General features: G+C 71.2%; 15 protein-coding genes. 4 read left to right on the top strand and 11 right to left on the bottom strand.

The features are described from left to right. The first annotated feature begins 32 nt into the window (after nucleotides 1-32). Nucleotides 33-899, top strand: coding sequence for an SAM-dependent methyltransferase (locus tag BMG523DRAFT_RS12320; RefSeq protein WP_011436673.1), 867 nt, complete (start codon nucleotides 33-35; stop codon nucleotides 897-899). A gap of 229 nt (nucleotides 900-1,128) precedes the next feature. After that, nucleotides 1,129-1,764, top strand: coding sequence for a response regulator transcription factor (locus BMG523DRAFT_RS12315; protein ID WP_035733062.1), 636 nt, complete (start codon nucleotides 1,129-1,131; stop codon nucleotides 1,762-1,764). A 61-nt stretch (nucleotides 1,765-1,825) separates the two neighbouring features. On the opposite strand, the gene BMG523DRAFT_RS12310 is transcribed toward BMG523DRAFT_RS12315, so the two are convergent. The 8 genes from BMG523DRAFT_RS12310 to BMG523DRAFT_RS12275 form a co-directional block, all read right to left on the bottom strand. Continuing rightward, entirely contained in the window at nucleotides 1,826-3,580 is a 1,755-nt protein-coding gene (locus BMG523DRAFT_RS12310) for an AAA family ATPase (protein ID WP_011436671.1), read from the bottom strand. Nucleotides 3,581-3,902: 322 nt separating this feature from the next. Further along, on the bottom strand, nucleotides 3,903-4,634 hold the full coding sequence (locus BMG523DRAFT_RS12305) for an HAD-IA family hydrolase (RefSeq protein WP_108913807.1): 732 nt from the start codon (nucleotides 4,632-4,634) through the stop codon (nucleotides 3,903-3,905). Beyond that, the gene (locus BMG523DRAFT_RS12300) at nucleotides 4,631-5,959 is read right to left on the bottom strand and encodes an ABC transporter ATP-binding protein (RefSeq protein WP_043591223.1); all 1,329 of its coding nucleotides are present in this window, start codon (nucleotides 5,957-5,959) and stop codon (nucleotides 4,631-4,633) included. The genes BMG523DRAFT_RS12305 and BMG523DRAFT_RS12300 overlap by 4 nt, the downstream gene beginning before the upstream one ends. 7 nt (nucleotides 5,960-5,966) lie before the next feature. Beyond that, nucleotides 5,967-6,794, bottom strand: a complete 828-nt coding sequence (locus tag BMG523DRAFT_RS12295) for a carbohydrate ABC transporter permease (RefSeq protein WP_011436668.1) — start codon at nucleotides 6,792-6,794, stop codon at nucleotides 5,967-5,969. Continuing rightward, nucleotides 6,781-7,797 (bottom strand): carbohydrate ABC transporter permease, encoded by a 1,017-nt coding sequence (locus BMG523DRAFT_RS12290; protein WP_235463109.1) that lies wholly within the window; start codon nucleotides 7,795-7,797, stop codon nucleotides 6,781-6,783. The genes BMG523DRAFT_RS12295 and BMG523DRAFT_RS12290 overlap by 14 nt, the downstream gene beginning before the upstream one ends. Continuing rightward, nucleotides 7,797-9,206 carry an ABC transporter substrate-binding protein gene (locus tag BMG523DRAFT_RS12285; RefSeq protein WP_083494817.1) on the bottom strand — a complete coding sequence of 470 codons (1,410 nt, stop codon included), beginning with the start codon at nucleotides 9,204-9,206 and terminating at the stop codon, nucleotides 7,797-7,799. Before BMG523DRAFT_RS12285 ends, BMG523DRAFT_RS12290 begins: the two co-directional genes overlap by 1 nt. Before the next feature lie 121 nt (nucleotides 9,207-9,327). Next, nucleotides 9,328-10,149 (bottom strand): MBL fold metallo-hydrolase, encoded by an 822-nt coding sequence (locus BMG523DRAFT_RS12280; RefSeq protein WP_011436665.1) that lies wholly within the window; start codon nucleotides 10,147-10,149, stop codon nucleotides 9,328-9,330. Nucleotides 10,150-10,425: 276 nt separating this feature from the next. Further along, nucleotides 10,426-11,388, bottom strand: coding sequence for a LysR family transcriptional regulator (locus tag BMG523DRAFT_RS12275; RefSeq protein ID WP_011436664.1), 963 nt, complete (start codon nucleotides 11,386-11,388; stop codon nucleotides 10,426-10,428). A gap of 578 nt (nucleotides 11,389-11,966) precedes the next feature. Between BMG523DRAFT_RS12275 and BMG523DRAFT_RS12270 the strand changes: the two genes are divergently transcribed. Both BMG523DRAFT_RS12270 and BMG523DRAFT_RS12265 read left to right on the top strand, forming a co-directional pair. After that, a complete protein-coding gene (locus BMG523DRAFT_RS12270) occupies nucleotides 11,967-13,145 on the top strand; it encodes an acyltransferase family protein (protein WP_160323716.1) in 1,179 nt (392 codons plus the stop codon). Nucleotides 13,146-13,203: 58 nt separating this feature from the next. After that, nucleotides 13,204-13,872, top strand: coding sequence for a TetR/AcrR family transcriptional regulator (locus BMG523DRAFT_RS12265; RefSeq protein ID WP_011436662.1), 669 nt, complete (start codon nucleotides 13,204-13,206; stop codon nucleotides 13,870-13,872). 45 nt (nucleotides 13,873-13,917) lie between these two features. Here the strand turns inward: BMG523DRAFT_RS12265 and BMG523DRAFT_RS12260 are convergent, their stop codons facing one another. The 3 genes from BMG523DRAFT_RS12260 to BMG523DRAFT_RS12250 all read right to left on the bottom strand — a co-directional run. After that, entirely contained in the window at nucleotides 13,918-15,069 is a 1,152-nt protein-coding gene (locus BMG523DRAFT_RS12260) for an acyl-CoA dehydrogenase family protein (RefSeq protein WP_011436661.1), read from the bottom strand. A 62-nt stretch (nucleotides 15,070-15,131) separates the two neighbouring features. Continuing rightward, complete coding sequence (locus BMG523DRAFT_RS12255; RefSeq protein ID WP_011436660.1) at nucleotides 15,132-17,876, bottom strand: LuxR C-terminal-related transcriptional regulator; 2,745 nt, start codon at nucleotides 17,874-17,876, stop codon at nucleotides 15,132-15,134. Nucleotides 17,877-17,996: 120 nt separating this feature from the next. Next, nucleotides 17,997-19,566: class I adenylate-forming enzyme family protein (locus BMG523DRAFT_RS12250; RefSeq protein ID WP_235463108.1), on the bottom strand; the 1,570-nt coding region annotated here is incomplete at its 5' end.

The raw sequence follows: 19,566 nt of genomic DNA, 5'->3' as shown, positions 1-19,566 counted from the left end.
AGGATCGTCCAATTACCAAGGGGCTGATTGCGGTGACGAGCGCGGACCGACACGACCCAGAGGTCGGGCAGTGGTGGAAGAGCCTTGCGGAGGAACGCAGCCCGGTCGACCTCAGGACCGACCAGCCGCACGCGGCCCGGATGTACGACTACTTCCTGGGTGGCAAGGACAACTTCCCCGTTGATCGGGAGGCGGCCGAGCAGGCACGGGCCGCCTTCCCGGGCGCCAGCATCGCCGCGGTGGAGAACCGGGCGTTCCTGCGCCGGGCGACCCGGTTCCTGGCCACCGAGGTCGGGATCCGCCAGTTCCTCGACATCGGCACCGGCATCCCCACGTCCCCGAACCTGCACGAGGTCGCCCAGGGCATCGCCCCCGACGCCCGGATCGTCTACACCGACAACGACCCGATCGTGCTCGCCCACGCCCGGGCCCTGCTCGCCAGCACCCCCGAGGGCCGCACCGCCTACCTCGACGCGGATCTGCGCGACCCGGAGCGCATTCTGGCCGCCCCGGAACTGCGCGACACCCTCGACCTGACTCAGCCGGTCGCCCTGTCCATGATCGCGATCTTCCATTTCATCCCCGACGCGGATGACCCCTACGGCATCCTCGGCCGGCTGCTGGCGGCCCTGCCATCGGGCAGTTATCTGGCGCTCACCCACGCCACCGCCGACGTCAACCCCAGCATGGAGCAGCTCTTCATCACGTACCGCTCCCGGGGCATCCCCGGGCAGCAGCGCACCCGGGCCGAAGTGGAACGGTTCTTCGCCGGCCTGGAGCTCATCGATCCCGGGGTGGAGATGGTCCATCGGTGGCGGCCGGAGGAGCCCGCCGCCGAGGGCGAGGGGCCGACCGATGCCGAGGTCAGTGTCTACGGCGGCGTCGCCCGCCTCGGGTAACCATCTCGGGTAGCCGCCGGCTCTCACCGGTTGTGCGGTCGCCAGCCGCTGCGGGCCCCAGGCCGGGGGCGGTGCGCTCACGCGGGCGGGTTCACCCGGGTGAGCCGGACGGCTCGAACGGGCCCGCAACGGGCCCGCCCGCACCCGCGCACCCTCCCGGCACCATGCCGAACCGGTTCGGGCGACGACCATGGACGGTATCGTCGGCACCGTGAGTATCGTCGGCACCGTGAGCACCGTACGGGTCTTCCTCCTGGACGATCATGAGATCGTCCGGCGTGGCATCCGCGAGATGCTCTCCGAGAACGGTGACATCGAGGTCGTCGGAGAGGCGTCCACCGCGGCGGAGGCACTGCGCCGGATCCCGGCGACGAGGCCGGACGTGGCCGTGCTCGACGCCCGCCTCGAGGACGGCAACGGTATCGACGTCTGCCGGGATCTGCGCTCGGCGCACCCCGAGATCGGCTGCCTGATCCTCACCTCCTACGACGACGATGACGCCCTGTTCGCCGCCATCATGGCCGGGGCCGCCGGCTACCTGCTCAAGCAGATCAGGGGCACGGACCTGGTCGGGGCCATCCGGACGATCGCCGCGGGCCGTTCCCTGCTCGACCCGGCCGTCACCCAGCGGGTCCTCACCCGGTTGCGGGAGGGCCCGGCCGAGGACCGCAAGCTTGCCACCCTCGGCGAGCGGGAACGCCAGATCCTCGTCCTCATCGCGGAGGGGCTGACCAACCGGCAGATCGCCGGGCGGATCCACCTGTCCGAGAAGACGGTGAAGAACTACGTCTCGGCCATCCTGGAGAAGCTGGAGCTGTCCAGCCGCACCCAGGCCGCCGTGTACGCCACCCGCATCGAGAAGTGACGGCGCCCGGAGACGCGACGGCACCGCGCGGGGATGGTCGCGCCGGACCCGCCGAGCGACGTCAGTCGAGGTGGGCGAGGACCGTCTGCAGGGCCTCGGCGACCGGGACGGCGGTGCGTACCACCGTCGCCGACGGCCAGGGGTCGGCACGGGCAGCCATCGCCCGGTGGATGGCCATCGTCGCCTCCGACGGGTCGGTGCCCGCGGCGGCGCGGCGCCCGATCCGGGCGGCCGCCACCTCCGGTGCCGTCACGCAGTGCAGCTCCACCAGGTCGGCGCAGACGCTTGCGGCGAGCTCGGCGGCGGCCCGGCGGTGACGCGCGCTCGACCAGGATGCGTCCAGCACCACCCGTTCCCCGCGGGCGAGAGCCGCCTCGGCGCGGCGCAGCATCTCGGCGTACGTCGCGTCGGTGATCTCGGGGGCGTAGCGCCCGGTGCCGAACCGCGGGTCGGAGGTCGCGGGGTCGCCGTCCGCGGGGTCGGAGGTCGCGGGGTCGGAGGTCGCGGCCGCGCCGGTACCGGCGTCGCGGCGGGCCCCGGTTCTCGTGGCGGTGCCGCTGGCGTTGCGCAGGGCACTGGCATACCCGCCGGCGGTGGTGTCCGCGGCCGGCCCGCCCTCACGCAGGGGCATCCCGGTCAGCTCCTGGCGGATCACGTCGGAGCGCAGCAGCACCCAGCCGTCACCGACCCCGGCCAGCCGGCCGGCCAGGGTCGTCTTGCCCGTCCCGGGCAGCCCGCCGACCACGACGAGCTGGACCCGGCCAGCCCGCAGATGACGGTGGGCGACGGCCAGCAGCCGGCGGGCCTCCTCGGCCGCGTCGGGATCACCCTGCCCGCCCCGGATACAGGTCACCTTCGCCCGGACGAACGCCCGGTAGGCGACGTAGAGATGCTGCAACGACCGCGGGTGCACCTCGCCGCTGAACTCTCGGTAGGCGTCGAGGAACTCGGCGGCCTCCTCCGGCGCGCCGAGGCGTTCCAGATCCATCGCCAGGAACGCGACGTCGCCGAGGACGTCACCGAAGCGCAGCCGCGGGTCGAACTCGATGCAGTCGAGGATACGGGGTCCGTCGCCGAGGCAGTAGATGTCGTCGGCGAGCAGGTCGCCGTGCCCGTCGCGGATCCACCCGGCGCGCACCCGATCGCCGAGCAGGGTCTCCCGGCCGGCCAGGTAGCGCAGCGCCAGTTCGCCGATCTCGTCGACCACCGCCGCGTCCAGCAGGGTGCCGCGGTAGGGGGAGATGCCTTCCAGGCCCTCCCGCCACAGCCCCTCCAGCGTCGCCCGCTGCCCCGCCACCGCGATCTCCGGTGAGGTCTCGCACCGCTGGTGGAACACCGCCAGCGCCCGGGCGACCGTGCGCAGTGCCGGGCCGACCCGGCTGCGCCGGCGGACGAGGGTGGACAGCCGCCGGCTCGCCGGCATCCGCCGCATCACGACCAGGTGGTCGATCACCTCACCGGTGTCGTCGAGGAGATCGGCGACACCCAGGTAGACGTCGGGGGCCAGCCGGCGGTTGAGCGCGACCTCCGACCGGCAGACCGACTCCCGGGTGCGGCGGTCGGTGAAGTCGAGGAAGCCCAGGTTCACCGGCTTCTTGCGCTTGTACACGCGATCGGCGGCCAGGTGCAGCGTGGCGCTGTGCGTCTCGTAGGTCTCGAACGTCTCCAGCTCGGACAGGTACAGGGCGCGCAGCCGGGGCTGGGCCGGGGTTGAGGCGGGGGACGGCGGGTTCGTCGGGGACAACATCCCTCCGGCCGCGTGATGGTCGTCCGCCCCGGTGGAGGGCGTCGCATCCCGCACGTACTGGATGGTCATGGCCCCTCCAGGGGGTCGCGTGGCAGGTCTGGCGGGTCGGGACACGGCGGTCGACGCTCGTCGCACCGCGTCGGACGGTCGGACGGGTGACGCCGGCGGTGTGGACAGATGAACGCCGACGTCCGATGGCTCCGAACATCATCGTCGCCGCCGGCGAGCATCCTCGCGACCGCCAGAGGTTGCCTACCCGGGGGCCCTTCGGACCATTCGTGGTGGACGTCCGACCCGACCCGGGCCGCACCCGCCAGCGGGTCACCGGCCCGGTCTAGCCGGCCAGCTCGGAAACCCCGGTCACCGCACCCCCGCCCGGTACCGGCCCGGTCTAGCCGGCCAGCTCGGGAACCCCGGTCACCGCGGCCAGCTCGGCCAGCGTGTCCGCGACGCTGCGGTGATGGATCGCCGTCCAGCCGCGCCGGCGCGCTGCCTCACAGTTCGCGGCGGCGTCGTCGATGAGGACGCAGCCCGGGCCGGGCTGGCCGAACGTGCGTTCGGCGAGGTCGTAGATGGCCGGGTCGGGCTTGCCGATCCCGATCTCATGGGAGTTGATGATTGACTCGAAGACCGACCAGTCGGGCAGCAGCGCGCGGCGCAGCGGCTCCCACTCGGCCACGCTGTTGGTCAGCAGTCCCACCCGCAGGCCGGCGGCGCGGGCGCGCAGCAGCCCGTCGACCATCACCGACTCCAGGGTACGACCGGCATACCAATGGTCCCCGAACCGGGACAGGTCAATGCGCGGCGGGTGGGCTGGCCCGAGGGCGTCCGTGACGAGGATCCCCCAGTCGTGCTGGCTGACCACGCCCCGTTCGAGGGGGCCCAACGTGCGCAGGCCCCACGTCGCCGCCACCTGGTCGAACGCCCGGCGCAGCTCGTGGGCGGGTACGCCCACGGCGGCGACCAGGTCGCGGAACGCCACAGCGATCGACGACGTCAGCACTCCGCCGAAATCGCACCAGATCGCCCACGGCACCACGCCGGCGGCCCGGGGCGCGGCCTCCCCTGGGGGCGCGGTCTCCCCCACGGGGGCGGGACGTCCCGCGGGCAGCGGTTCGGTCATGTCGGCTCGTCGGCGACGGCGAGGTCGTCGGCGTCGTCATCGATCTCGTCGACGCGCTGCCCACTGACCGGGTCGAACAGGTGCAGTCGGCGCGCGGGGACCCGGACCCGTAGCGGGGTGCCGACGTCCGGGACGCCGGCCTGGGCCGGGACGGTCACCGCCCACCGGGCCGGGCCGACCTCGTCCGGGCCGGCGTCCCACTCGCCGGTCTCCCCCGCCGCGGCGGCCCCGCTCACGCAGTGGACGACGACCACGTCCCCGGTGAACTCGACCACGTCGACCAGCCCCTCCATGACCAGGCCGGCACCGGCCAGGCCGCCCGCTGCCGCGGCCCGATCGGGCCCGGCCTCGATGACGCCGTCCCCCGGCCGCCAGCCGAGCCAGGCCCGGGGCAGCGTCAGCGGTCCGGCCAGGCGCGCGGACAGCCCCGGTGCCGCGAGCGCCCCACCGCCGTTCGTCACCTCGACCAGGTGCAGGTTCATCGCCGGACTGCCGACGAACGCGGCGACGAAGACATCGGCCGGCCGGCGGTAGACCTGCTCGGGCGTGCCGGCCTGCGCCACCCGTCCGCCGTTCATGACCACCAGATGGGTGCCCATGGACAGCGCCTCGAGCTGATCGTGGGTGACGAGAACGACGGTGTTGCCCAGCTCGCGGTGCAGGCGCACGAGTTCGGCCCGGGCCTGCTGGCGTAGCTGGGCGTCGAGCGCGGAGAGGGGCTCGTCGAGCAGGAGCACACTCGGGCGGCGCACGATCGCGCGGGCGAGGCCGACACGCTGGCGCTCACCACCGGAGAGCTGCCCAGGTCGGCGGTGTCGCAGGTCGGCGAGCCCCAGCAGGACGCAGGCCTCGGTGACCCGGCGGGAGATCTCGCCACGGCTCGGGCCCGCCCCGCCCGCCCCCCGGCGCAGAAGTCCGAGGCGGCCGCGGTTGTGCTTCGCCTCGAGCCGCAGGCTGAAGGCGATGTTCTGCTCGACGGTGAGATGTGGGTAGAGCGCGAAGTCCTGGAAGACCATCGAGACCCCGCGCGCGCCCGGTGGCGTCGCCGTGACGTCCACCCCGTTGATCGTCAACCGGCCTTCGTCGGGGGTCTCCAGCCCGGTGATGACCCGCAGCGCGGTCGACTTCCCGCATCCCGACGGCCCGACGATCACCGTGAAGGACCGGTGCGGCAGATGCAGGTCGGCGACGTCGAGCGCGGGCCGCCCGGTGCCGCCGTACCGGCGCATGATCCCACGGAAGTGCACCCCCCCGCTGGGGGCGGGGAGCTCCGGCGGTGGGGCCTCGCCGAGGATCGGCCGGCTGGTCACGGTGGTGTCGGTCATCCGGTGCTCATCTCAGGCCAGCTTGGAGGAAAGCGTCGGTGATGCGGCGGGAGGCGAAGAGATAGACGATGGTCACCGGGATCGAGGCGAGCATGGCCCCGGCGAGCAACGGGCCGTACTCCGGGCCCTCCTGGGTCTCGAACATCTGCAGGCCCGGCTGGATGGTCGTCGTGTCCCGGTGGGGCGCGACGAGGGTGGGCCAGAGATACTCGTTCCACGTCGTGATGAACACGACGACGGCCACCGCCGCGAGCGCGGGGCGCAGCAGCGGCAGGACGATGTGGCGCAGCGTCTCGGCGTGGCTGGCGCCATCGAGGGTCGCGGCGCCGAGCAGGGTCGGCGGGATGCCGCGGATGTGCTCGCGCAGCAGCAGCACCGCCAGCGAGCAGGTGGCCAGCTGCGGCACGATCAGCCCGGCGAAGGTGTTGCGCCAGCCCAGCCGGGAGACCAGCAGGAACTGTGGGATCATCAGGGCCTGCGGCGGGACGACGAGGGCGATGACCACCAGCGCGGAGACGAGCCGCTGCCCGGCGTGGGAGAAACGGACGAACGACCAGGCGGCGAGTACCCCGGCGACGAGGTGCAGGATGGTCACGCCCGTCGCCATGACGAAGGTGTTCAGCAGCAGTCGGCCGATGGGGAACCCGTCGATGGCGTTGCGGTAGTTGCTCAGGCTGGCCGGGATGGGCAGCGGGTTGGCGCCGTAGATGTCCGCGGGCGGCTTGAACGAGGTGGTCAGCGCCCACAGCATCGGGAAGAGCATCGCGACGACCGCCACGGCGAGTACCACGTGCCGGCCGGCGGCGCGGGTGGCCTGGACATCAGAGCGCGGCACGGCGCCTCCTGGTCAGCGCGGTCAGCGGGGCGGCGAGGGCGGCCGCGAGCCGGGTGGTCGGCCGGTCCCGGCCCGGGGCGCCGAACGTGCCGGCGACGCGGCGGGCCAGCGTCGACAGGCCGAACAGGGCGCACAGGACCACCACGATCGTCAGCGCCGCCGCCGCGCCCGTCCCGGCGTCGAAGTAGGTGAACGCGTAGGTGTACAGACGGTAGTAGACGTTGTCGGTGGTGTTGTCGGGGCCGCCCTGGGTGAGCACGGCGATGTTGGTGAACGTCCACTGCCCGGCGAACACCGCGCACAGGAACGACAGCAGGATCGTGGTGCCACGCAGTTGGGGGACCACGAGACGGCGGGTGATCTCCCATTCGGTGGCGCCGTCGACGCGGGCGGCGTCGAGGCAGCGCCGGTCGATCGCGGCCAGTGCCGCGCCGTAGAGCAGCATGTTGAGCGCGACGAACCGGGCCGCGGTGACGAGCGAGATGGCGGCGAGGGCGGTCGAGGGATCACCGAGCCAGTCCCGCTCGCCCAGGCCCAGCCCGCCGGTGACGACGTTGACGATCCCGCCGAGCGGGTCGAGGACGAACCGCCAGGACAGCGCGTTCGCGACAGGGGCGAGCATCACCGGCAGGAACAGCAGGGCCCGGTAGATGTCGCTGGTCCGACCGGGTCGCTTCCACAACATGATCGCCAGCGCCATCGGGACGACCGTCGCGAAGGGCAACATCACCAGGACGTAGAGGCCGGTGCGGCTCAGCGCCCGGGGGAACTCTTCGCCCCCGAACAGGCCGCGGAAGTTGGCAAGCCCCACGAAGTCCTGGTCGGGTTTGATCAGGTCCCAGTTCGTCAGGCTCAGGTACGCCTCGAAGAGCAGCGGCCCGTAGACGAAGACCGCCAGCGACACCAGCACCGGCGTCTGGTAGAGCCACGGCACGGCGCGGCGTGCCACCGTGGCCGGGAGGACCCCGCGCGGGCGTGCCGCGCGGGGCCGGGTGCCGATCATCAGGAGGAGAGTGCGCGGATCTTCTCGGCGGCCTTGCTCAGGGTCGCCTGGGGATCGGCCCCGCGCAGGACGATCGGTTCGACGCCCTCGTCCTGCAGCACGACGACGGCCTGGTTGGCCTTCGCCCCGCGGAACGAGGTGTAGGGGGTGACGGTGTCGAGCTGGTCGAGGGCCGGTTCCAGCAGCTTCACGATCGGGGTGCCGGCGAGCTTCGTCGCCACGCTCTGTCGCAGCGGCAGGTAACCGATCTTCGAGGTGATGATCTCGAAGCCCTCGTCGGAGGTGAGGAACTTGATGAACTCCCAGGCGGCGCGCTGCTTGGCCGGGTCCTTGGCCAGCACCGCGAGCCCGGCGCCGGAGTAGGTCGGGCGGGCGGGTTTGGTGCCGAAGGACGGCAGACCCGCGGTGCGCAGCTCGAACTTGCCCGCCGCCGCCTTCTGGGCGCTGGCGAGCAGCGCCGTGCTGGTGACGAACATGCCGAGGTCACCCTTGGTGAACGCGGCCAGGGCCGCTTCGGCCTTGACTCCGGGCTGGGCACCCGAGGCGGTCAGGTCGGCGATCGTGGCCAGCGCCTCGACGGCAGGCTGCTTGTCGAGGGTGACGCCGCCGTTCTTGTCCACCAGCGAGCCGCCGTTGGAGTTGACGACCGACTGGGTCAGGTAGTCCGACTTCCCGCTGTCGACGACGCTGATGTAGACGCCCTGCTTACCGGTCGCCTTGATCTTCAAAGCGGCGGCCTTGACGTCGGCGAGGGTCGTCGGCGGGTGTTGGGGGTCCAGGCCGGCGGCGCGGAACAGGTCGGCGTTGTAGTACATGACCGGGATCGACATCGTGAACGGCATCGCCGCGACGACGCCGTTGGTGGAGACGGCCGACAGGATGCTCTTCGAGATGCCGGCGGTGGCCGACTCCCACTCGCTGCCGGCGACCTTCTGGACCGGGGTGATCGGCAGGGCGTCGACCGCCTCGGCCATCTTGCTCCAGCCGATCTGGGCGACGTCGGGCGGATCACCGGCGGCGGTGTCGGTGCGCAGCCGGGTGAGGACGTCCTTCACCGCGACGCCCTGCGGCTTGACCGTGATCTTCGGGTGCGCCTTGGCGAAGGCGTCGAGCAGTGCCTGGGTTCCCGTACCACCGAGACCCGGGGTGCCGTAGTTGTAGGACAGGAAGGTGATGGTCGCCGGGGTGTCACCTTGCGGTGTCGCGGCCGGGGTACCGGAGGCGGTGTCGCTGTCCGAGCCGCAGGCCGCCACGGCGAGCAGGCCGACCGCGGCGGACAACGCCGTGACGACCAGCCGGGCCCGGTGCCGCCGCGGACGGCGGCCCGGGCGTTCCTGTCCTGCGTCCCGTTCCTGTCCTGCGTCCCGTTCATGTCCAGCAGCATCGTCGTGCCGGGAAACGGCTGTCACACCAGTCGCCTTTCACGCGTCGGAGCGATTGCGTCACCCGAGGGGTGATCGCGTCCCGGGAACAGGTCGCCACCCGGGAACAGGGTGCCCCCCACGGGGGGCGGGAAGACGTCGGCGGAGGTCATGCGACGTCGAACTTGCGGGCCGGGGCGGCCAGGTGCACCGGCCCGTCGAACACCCGCTCGGCCTCGGCGCGCCGCGCGGCCAGCCACTCGGGGTCGTCGGTGACGAAGTGGGTGAGCACGAGCTGACCCACCCCGGCGAGCCGGGCCGCCTCGGCCGCGTCGAGGGCGCTGAGGTGGCCGTGGTCGCTGTCGTCGGTCAGCTCGAGGGTGGCCTCGGCGAGAAAGAGATCGACGCCGCGGGCGAGGTCGACGAGGGCGTCGGTCACTCCGGTGTCGCCGGTGTAGGCGAGGCTGGCGTCCGCCGTCTCGATGCGGATCCCGCAGTTCGGTACCGCGTGGCGCAGCCCGTGCAGGCTGACCAGGCAGTCGCCGATCTTGAAGGTCTCCCCCGGGTCGTACTCGCGGACGTCGAAGGCGACCTCGAACGCCTTGTCCAGCAACGGGATCGTCGCGACCGGAAATAGTCCGGCCAATGTCCGGAAGGTGTCCAGGCCGCCCCGTGGAAGGTAAAGCGGAATCGGTTCGCTGCGCGTCGGAATGTCGCGTGCCGGCAGCGTCGGGAATCGCATGGGATACCGGGTCCGGCTGGCCAGCAATGCCTTCCCCACCGGCAGGAGATCATAGCAGTGATCGGAATGCAGATGACTGATCACAATACCGTCGAGCACCGCGGGATGCCCCAGCGCGCTCAGCGCCGTCGCGGCGCCGGGGCCGCAGTCCAGCAGCATCTTCGTCTCCGCGGTGCAGACGAGGTAGCTGGAGCTGCACTGACCGCCGGTCGGCATTCCCGACCGGCAGCCCAGGACGGTCAACCGCATACGTTCATCCGTTCATCTTGATGTTCCGCTCTTGGTGTTCCGTTGGGAACATTCCGTTGGGAACATGTGGAACATTCGGCGCCGGGGTGCGCGAGGATTTCCGCTGTCATCCGCGATGCTGCTGGGTGGCGCCGTCGCCGGCAATACGGAACTTTCGAACGGACGATTGCCCCAGCCAATCGTCATCTACACGCGCCGCCGTCGCCGAACGGCCCGTGACGAAGAACATCGGGTCGGTCCGGCGGCGGGGGCCCGAAGGTGCCGGGGGGTGCGGGCTCAACCACCGGAAGCCGGCTGCCCGTCGTGGGCGAGGACCGGCACCTGCGGCGCGGCAGGCGCGGGGACGGCGTCCTCCCCGAAGGGACCCGCGTTGTCCAAGCTGCGCAGGAACGCCTCGACGACGGGCGGCGGGTCGGGGTGCCAGACCACCTGCACCCCGACGGTGGGCACCGGCTCGACGAGCCGCACGGCCGCCAGGCCCTTGCCGGGCACGAAACCACTGCGGACGGACGAGGCGAATCCCACGACCGACTTCGTCGTGACGATGATCCCCGTGGCACCCGAGTCGTCGACCTCGTCGGCGACCGTCAGGCTGATGCCCGCCCGGCCGGCCGCGGCGAGGATCGCGTCGTGCATGGCGGGGCTCTGTTCCCGCCGGAACAACACACACCGTTGACGCGCGAGCTCCCGGAACGACGCCTGCTGGCGGTCGGCCCACGGATGGTGGTGGCCGACGATGGCGACCAGCGGCAGGGTGAGAATCCGTCGCGACTGCAGCCCGACGGCCGGCGCCCCGCCGAACACGAGCGCCACGTCCACCTTGCGGTCGTGCAGGGCGGCGAGCGTCGGTCCGCTGCGGGCCTCCCAGAGAACCGTGGAGATGCCAGGGTAGTCGGCGCCCAACCGGACGAGGGTCGGCTGGAGCACCCGCTGCCCGGCGGGGAAGTTGAAGCCGATGGTCAGCACGCCCACGCGGCCCGAGGCCGCCTCCCGGGCCGCCGACACGGCCCGGCGCGCGGTGTCGAGGACCCGCCGGGCCTCGACCTCGAACGCGCGGCCGGCCGCGGTGAGCCGCACCTCGTGGGAGGTCCGGCTAACCAGTTCGACACCGACCTCCCGTTCGAGGCGCTGGAGCTGCTGACTCAGCGACGGCTGGGCCAGGTGCAGCCGGGCCGCCGCCCGCCCGAAGTGCAGTTCCTCGGCGATTGCGAGGAACGAGACGAGATAGCGGAACTCCATGCGGGTCTCCACGGCACCTCCCCGCAGAAAAATATCGTTCCGGAATACCGGCGGCGAAATATAAAAAAAACGGACGGTGAAATTCCCGTGTTGATTGGCCGCCCAGCCGATCATGGATGATGGCCGCGGATCATCGCCAGCGGGCTGGGGCCATGGGTTACCGGCCCACCGGGCCCGCCGGACCCACCGATCTTTTGTTGATCATGATAGCCGAGTGGGCGTCAACACCGTTGATTATCTTGCTCGGGGTGAGGGAGGACCGGCCGGGCACCAGACGGCTGGCTCGGAATCGAACCGCCCGCGGCGGACTCTCCCCCGCCCGCCGCGGACCGCGTCACCGCCGGGGACGGGGACGCCGGCACCCCCGCGGGCGACCTCCTAGACCGCTGGTCCGGCTGCCCGAGAAGGTCTGCTGCCATGGGATGAGCGTGCGGCCCGCCGGGTTCATCGCGGTTTCACGGCAGTTTCAGGTGCCGGGTCCGTCCCGGCAATCGCCGGGGCGCCGCGTCTGGCAGCCTGGCGGTGTGTGGTCACCGTGGGGCGGGCTGCGCTCCATGGGCCGCTCCATGGGCCGGTCCGTGGAGCGGTCCGTGGGCCGGCTCGTCGACTCCACCCCGCCGTCCCGGGCGCGCGACGTCGACTTCCTGCGCCTGGCGAGCGTCTGTGTCGTGGTGCTGTGGCACTGGGCCCTGTCCATCGACCACTTTCGCGGGGGCGTCCTCGTGATGCCCAATCCGATCGCGCGGATACCGTTCGCCTGGCTCGCGACCTGGCTGCTCCAGGTGATGCCGGTGTTCTTCGTCATCGGTGGCTTCGCCCACCTGGCGGCCTGGGACGCGGCCGGTCGCGCCACGGGGTCCCCGCGCGATGATCCCGCGCGTCCCTGGGGCCCGCGGGCACGGCGCTTCCTGCGGGGGCGGCTGCGCCGCCTGTTGCCCCCGATGGCGGTGTTCGCCGTCGTCTGGGCGGCGGTCGACGCCGTCCTGCTGCTCGCGGTCCCCGACTACCCGGGTCTGCTGCGCTATGGACGGGCCGTGCTGGTGCCGCTGTGGTTTCTCGCGGCGTACCTGGGGGTCATCCTGGTCGTGCCGGTGACCGCGGCGGTCCATCGGCGGTTCGGCCGCCGGTTCATCCTGCTGTTGGGCGCGGTCGTGGCGCTCGTCGACCTGGCGCGGTTCGGCACCGGCAGCACGGTGTTCGGCTATGTCAACACCGGTCTCGTCTGGATTTTCGCCCACCAGCTCGGGTATTTCTGGCGGGACGGCGTCCTGCGCGGGCCGCGGCGGGCGCTGCTGACGGCGCTCTGCGGGCTGGCGGGGCTGGCCCTGGTGACGACGCTCGACGAGTATCCGCGATCGATGGTCGCCACCGAGGGAGCCAGGCGCGGCAACATGTTCCCGACGACCGCTGCGATCGCCGTGCTCGCCGTCTTCCAGCTCGGTCTGATCCTGCTCGCCGCACCCGCCCTGAACCGGATGCTGGCCCGGCGCCGGCCGTGGACGGCGGTCGTCACGGGCAACGCCGTGATCATGACCGTGTTCCTGTGGCACATGACGGCCCTGCTGCTCGCGATGGTCACGATGCGGGCGGTCGGGCTGCCGATGCCCGACGAACCGACCGCGACCTGGTGGGCCGGGCGACCGCTGTGGGTGATCCTGCCCGCGCTCTTCCTGGCGCCGTTGATCGTCCTGTTCGCGCCGGTGGAGCGCGGGGCCGCGGCCCCGCGTGGACCGGCGCGCACCGGGCCGGACGACTGAAAACCTGGGTTAGCCAGTATTAACCAGGCGGGCACCGGCTGTCCCGGAAGGCGGTAATGTGCCGACCGTGTCCTTCAGCCTCGAAAAACCGCCGCCAGCAGGATCGCGCCGGGAGCGTATCCTCGCCGCCGCGGCCCGGTTGATGGCCGAGCGCGGGTACCACGGGGTGAGCATCAACGACATTGGCCGGGCCGCGGGCGTCTCCGGGCCGGCGTTGTACAAGCATTTCCCGAGTAAGCAGGCGATCCTCGGCGAACTGCTGATCGGCATCAGTGAACGCCTGCTCGCCGAGGGCACCCGTCGCGCGGCCGCGGCGCCCAGTCCGGACGGCACGCCCAGTCCGGACGGCACGCCCAGTCCGGACGGCACGCTGGACGCGCTCGTGCGCTGGCACGTCTCCTTCGCTCTCGACTCACCCGAACTGATCCGTATTCATGATCGCGACCTGACCAGTATGAACCCGGCCGACGCGCGCACCGTGCGCCGGCTGCAACGCGGCTACGTCGAGCTCTGGGTCGCCCAGCTGCGCGCCCGCAGCCCCGAACTCGCCGAGGGCACCGCCCGCGCCGCCGTCCACGCCACCTTCGGCCTGCTGAACTCCACCCCCTACAGCGCGGTGACGATGAGTCGGCCGCAGCTGGCGGACCTGCTGCACCGGCTCGGCCTGGCCGCCCTGCTCGCCGCGGGAGCGCGGCGCCCGGCACCCGGGCCGGCCGCCACCCGCTGATGATCTTTCGCGGGGTGCCGGCGGTGTTCTCGCGAGCCTCGTGACCTACAGACCCAGTTCGCGCGCGATCAGCATCTTCTGGACCTCGCTGGTGCCCTCGCCGATCTCCAGGATCTTGGCGTCCCGCCAGTGCCGGGCGACCGGGTATTCGTTCATGAACCCGTAGCCGCCGTGGATCTGCGTGGCCTCGCGGGCATTCGTCACCGCCGCCTCCGAGGAGAACAGCTTCGCCATCGCCGCCTCCTTCTTGACGGGCAGGCCGGCGAGCATCCGGGAGGCCGCGTCGTAGTAGGCGGCACGGGCCACGTACGTCCGCGCCTCCATCTCGGCAATCTTGAAGGCGATTGCCTGGTTGCGGCCGATCGGCGCGCCGAATGCCTCCCGCTGCTTCGCGTATTTCACGCTCTCGTCCACGCAGGCCTGCGCCAGCCCGACGGCCAGCGCGGAAATCGCGATCCGGCCCTCGTCCAGGATCTGCAGGAAGTTCGCAAAGCCGCGGCCGCGCGCACCGAGCAGATTCTCCGCGGGCACCCGCACGTCGTCGAAGGTCAGCGGATGGGTGTCGGAGGCATGCCAGCCGACCTTCGAATAGGCCGGACCGGCGGTGAAGCCGGGGGTGGGCACCGGCACCAGGACGGACGAGATCTCCTTGTGTCCGGCCGGGGTCCGCCCCGTGACAGCGGTGACGGTGACGAGCCGGGTGATGTCGGTACCCGAGTTGGTGATGAAGGCCTTCGAGCCGTTGATAATCCAGTCGCCGCCGTCGAGCCGGGCGGTGGTGCGGGTGCCGCCAGCGTCGCTGCCCGCGTCTGGTTCGGTCAGCCCGAACGCGGCCAACGCCCGCCCGCTGGCGAGCGACGGCAGCCACTCCTCCCGCTGCGCCGGCGTGCCGAACCGGTAGATCGGCATCGCGCCGAGGCCAACCCCGGCCTCCAGCGTGATCGCCACCGCTGAGTCGACCCGGGCCAGCTCCTCGATGGCCAGGCAGAGGGCGAAGAAGTCGGCGCCCTGCCCGCCGTACTCCGCCGGGAACGGCAGACCGAACAGGCCCATGTCGGCCATCTGCGCGACGACCTCGTACGGGAACGTCTTCTCCTCGTCGTGCCGCGCCGCCCCGGGGGCGACCACCTCGCGGGCGAACGCCTCCACGGCCTTGCGCAGGGCTTCCTGCTCCTCGCTGAGCCGGGTGTCAGGCATCGCTGTCCTCCCCGTCGTGGAAGCGGCACCCGCTACCAGGGCGTTCAGGGCCACCAGGGCATTCAGGCCAGGATCCGGCGCCGGCGGGCCTCCGAGACCGATTCCCCGCGCCGAGCGACCCCGAGCTTGGTGTAGATGCTCTTGAGATACCACTTGACGGTGTTGATGGTCAGACCGAGGTTACGCGCGATTTCCTTGTTCGACAGTCCGCGGTCCAGCAGACGGAGGATGTCGATCTCGCGGGCGTTGAGCGGCTCTTCGGGAGCGGGGTTCCGCTCGGCCGGGCGATCGATGATGGGGATCGCCGCCCGTTCCGCGTCCGCGTGGGCCGTGGCGAGCAGCTTGGACAGGTAGTCGGAGGGCACGGTGGGCAACTCCACCGGCCACCGGCGGCACCGGCTCGCGTCCCGCAGCTCGCCAATGATCTTCAGGAGTTCCGGGCCGGCGTCGGTAACGGTGCGCACCAGACCGCAGCGGGCCCCGGCGACGACGGCGGGCACGAGGGTGCGCAGCGCGGTGTCGGTGTCGCCGGTCAGCGAGTGCACCACCGCGAGGTCGATACGCGTGGCCGTTTCGGCGTACCGCCAGGCCACGGAGCTGCTCTCCTGGTGCATCTGGGACAGCAGCCGCAGGGCACCGTCGTAGTCGGCCTGGGCGGCCATGACCCGCGCGCGCATCGCGAGCTGGTAGTGGCGGGTGGCCATGGCGATGCCGTCGCCGCCGCGGGCGACGTCGTCGCTTTGGCGGGCGAGCACGTTCTGGGCGCGCCCGAGGTCCCCACGGGCCAGGTGCAGCCGCAGGCGTTCGTGATCGACGGCGGCCGACAACCGAGGCAGGACGAGCTGGCTCGCCGCCTCGCTGCCCTCGTCGAGCAGGTGCCAGACGTCCTCGATCTCACCGCGCAGGGTCTTGATGCGGGCCAGCGTGGAGTAGGTGGCGATCATGAGATCGGCGACGCCGCTTTCGGCACCGAGCTCGTGGCACTCCTCCAGCAGCCGCTCGGCGGCGTCGATGTCGCCCCGCTCGTAGTACAGCCGGCCCAGCAGCGCGCCGGCCAGCCGGGCGGCGTGCGAGCGCGGCCCGGCGGCTTCGCGGGCGAGGGCCACGGCTTCCCGGTACAGGCGTTCGGCGGTCACCAGGTCAAGCTGGGCGAACGCCGCGAGTCCGGCGAAGCAGCGCCCGTACACGCCGGCGAAAGGCCCGCGGGTGGTGTCGTGGAAGGCATTGGCCCACCGCTGCCGCGCCTGCGCGGTGTCGTAGGCGAAGGTGTGGATGTCGACGAAGGTCCGGATGTTGGACGACACTGCGACCAGCCACGGCCGGTAGCCGGAGTTCTTCGCAATGTAGGGGGCGATCAGGTCAGCGGCGCGGTAGATCCGGTCACCATAGACGTCGATGCAGGCCTGGACGACATCGGCCTCGCCGAGGATGTCCTTACCGGTGTCGCTGGTGTCGTCGGGTGTCAGGGCGGCACGCACGTGGTCGAGCGCGACCTGCGCGGGCTGCGCCCGTTGCAGCAGACAGTTGGCCCAGGCGATCGCGATCTGCAGCCGCGACCGGCCGGGCAGCAGCGCCGACGGCAACTTGTTGACCAGGCTGAGCAGGACGGCCATCCGGCTGTGCTCCACCAGGTGCATGGCCTGCCGCTCCACCAGGTCCACCGCCCCGGCGTCGTTACCGGCGGCCAGGGCATGGGTGACCGCCTCACCGAGCAGACCGTGATCAGCGAACCAGGCCGACGCGGTCCGGTGCAGGGTCACCACCCGATCCGCATGATCACGCTCCAGGCGGCGGCGCAGGTAACCCACGAACAGATGGTGGTAGCGAAACCACTCCCGATTGTCGTCGAGCGGCCGCAGGAACAAGTCCCGCCGTTCCAGCTCCTCCAACAGCGCCTGCCCCCGCCGCTGCCCACTCACCGCCGCCGCCAGATCACCGCAGAGCCGATCACAGACGGAAGTCGTGAGCAGGAAGTCGAGCAGATCCGCGGGCAGCGCATCGAACACGTTCTCGGCGAGATAGTCACCCAGGGAGTGATGCCGCCCGGAGAAACCGCGGATCAACGCCGACGGGTCGGCGCTGTCACGCAGCGACAGGGTCGCCAGCTGCAACGCGGCGACCCAGCCATCGGTACTCGACCACAGCCGATGCACGTCCGTGCTGTCGAGATCCAACTCGTTGAGCTCAAGCAGGAAGGCCGCGGATTCCCGATGGTCGAACCGCAGCTGCGTGGCGTCGATCTCCGTCACCTGGTTACGCACCTTCAACCGGCCCACGGCCGGCGACCGGGTCCGGCTGGTGACGATCAGATGCAGGTTGGCCGGACCCGCTTCCAGCAGGAACTCCAACGCGGCAACAGCCTGCGGGGCGTCGATGAGATGCCAGTCGTCGAGCACGATCGCCAATGGCCGCCGATGCTCGGCAAGCTGGTTGACCAGCTCGGTGAGCACATACCGCTGCGCGTCGTCGGAATGCCCCTCCAGCACCTCGACCAGGTCACCGCCCAGGGTCGGTTCGACCCGGCGCACCGCTTCGATGAGATGGCTGAGGAACCACACCGCGTCGTTGTCGTCCCGGTCGAGGCTCAGCCACGCCACCGGCACCCCCTCGGCGCGCAGCACCCGCTGCCACTGCACCGCCAGCGTGGTCTTCCCGAACCCGGCCGGCGCGTGGATCAAAGCCAGCCGCCGGGCCCGGCCATCTCGCAACACGTCGAGAAGCCGGTCCCGGCCGACCAGCTGGGTGTCATAGGTGGGTGCCTGAAACTTCGTGGACACGGCCAGCGTGGGACGTGCCTTGGTGTCCATCCAGCTCGCCTCGCTTCCGAGGGCTCCCCGCCCGGCTCCCCTGCCACGCGTTCGTGACGATACTCACACACCCTCGGGCTGATTTTCGCACTGGCCGCCCAGGCCGCAACACTTTGGGCGTCACCAACCGGGCCAGCCGGCCCGCAGCGCCTTCTTGTCCAGCTTGCCGTACACGGTGGTCGGCAGGGCCTCGACGACCCGCACGGCCTTGGGCTGCTTGTACCGGGCAAGCTCGACCCGACAGTGCGCCAGCAGCTTGGCCTCGTCGAACGCACCGGTATCATCGGGCACGACGAACGCCACGACCGCCTCACCCCAGTCCGGATGCGGCACCCCGACGACCGCGACCTGCCCAACCCCAGGACAGGCCGCCGCCGCGTTCTCCACCTCCGTGCTGTACACGTTCATCCCACCGGTGATGATCATATCGTTCTTGCGGTCCAGCAGATAGACGTACCCCTCGGCATCCATCCGCCCGATATCCCCAGTATGCAACCACCCGTCCCGCAGCGCCTTGGCGGTCTGCTCGGGCCGGCCCCGATACCCCACCATCGTGTACGGCGTGGCGGCGACGATCTCCCCGACCTGACCGCGGGGCAGCTCCCGGCCAGCCTCGTCGACCACCCTGACCGTGGCCATGACGACCGGCTGACCACAGCTGGCCAGCCGATGCTCCCCGTCAGGATCAAGACGATGATCCTCACGGCGAAGACGGGTGATGAAGTTCGGCGCCTCCGACTGCCCGTACAGCTGCATGAACACCGGGCCGAGCACCTCCAGGCCCTGCTCCAGCCGCTCCCGGGTGATCGGCGCGGCACCGTACAGGATGGTCCGCAGCGAGCTGAGGTCCAACGCGCGGCCCGCCGCCCGGTCAAGCACCCGGTAGATCATGGTAGGCACCATGAACGTGAAGGTCACCCGGTCGGCGGTGATCCGCTCAAGCACCAGCTCCGGGTCGAACCTGGTCTCCAGGAAGTGCCGGGCCCCCTTGAGCATCCCGGCCTGCAGCAGGAAACCCGCGCTGTGCGGCAGCGGCGACATCAACAGCAGCACCTCGTCGTCGAGCAGCCCCATCTCCATCACGTGCGAGAACAGATTGAGCGCGAGATTCCGCTGGGTGTGCATCACCCCTTTGGGCAGACCGGTCGTACCCCCGGTATAGACGATCAACCCCGGGTCGGTGGGTGTCGGGTCGACCTCCGGCACGGTGGTCGGCTGCCCGGCCAGCGCGTCGTGCCACGCCACCACCCCGCCCGGGCAGTCGTCCGGGTCGGCGACGGCGATGACCGTCTCCAACAGGGGCGGCGCGGAGTGCAGCGCAGCCGGGAGCATCCCCGCATCGGCGAGGACGACCCGGGCCTCGCTGTCCCGCAGAATGTAGTCGATCTCGCTGGCCGACAGCATGTCGTTGAGCGCCACCTTGACCGCGCCACACCGCAGGATCGCCTGATCCGCGACGATGTACTCGGGCCGGTTGGACATCATCAACGCCACCGACACCCCCGGCCCCACCCCCGCCGCACGCAGCCGGTGCGCGAGCTGGTTCGCCGCGGCCACGATCTCGCCGTACCCGTAGGTCCGCCCCTGATAGTGCAGGGCGGGACGCGCACCGAACCGGTCCAACGCGTCGACGAACACCGCCTTCAGGGTCAGGTCACTTTTCCCGGTGAGATCACTCATCGCACACGCT

The organism is Frankia sp. BMG5.23 (assembly GCF_000685765.2).
Taxonomy (GTDB): Bacteria; Actinomycetota; Actinomycetes; order Frankiales; family Frankiaceae; genus Frankia; species Frankia casuarinae.
The sequence above is the reverse complement of the archived record's forward strand: the minus strand, read 5'-3'. Positions and strand labels throughout refer to the sequence as shown.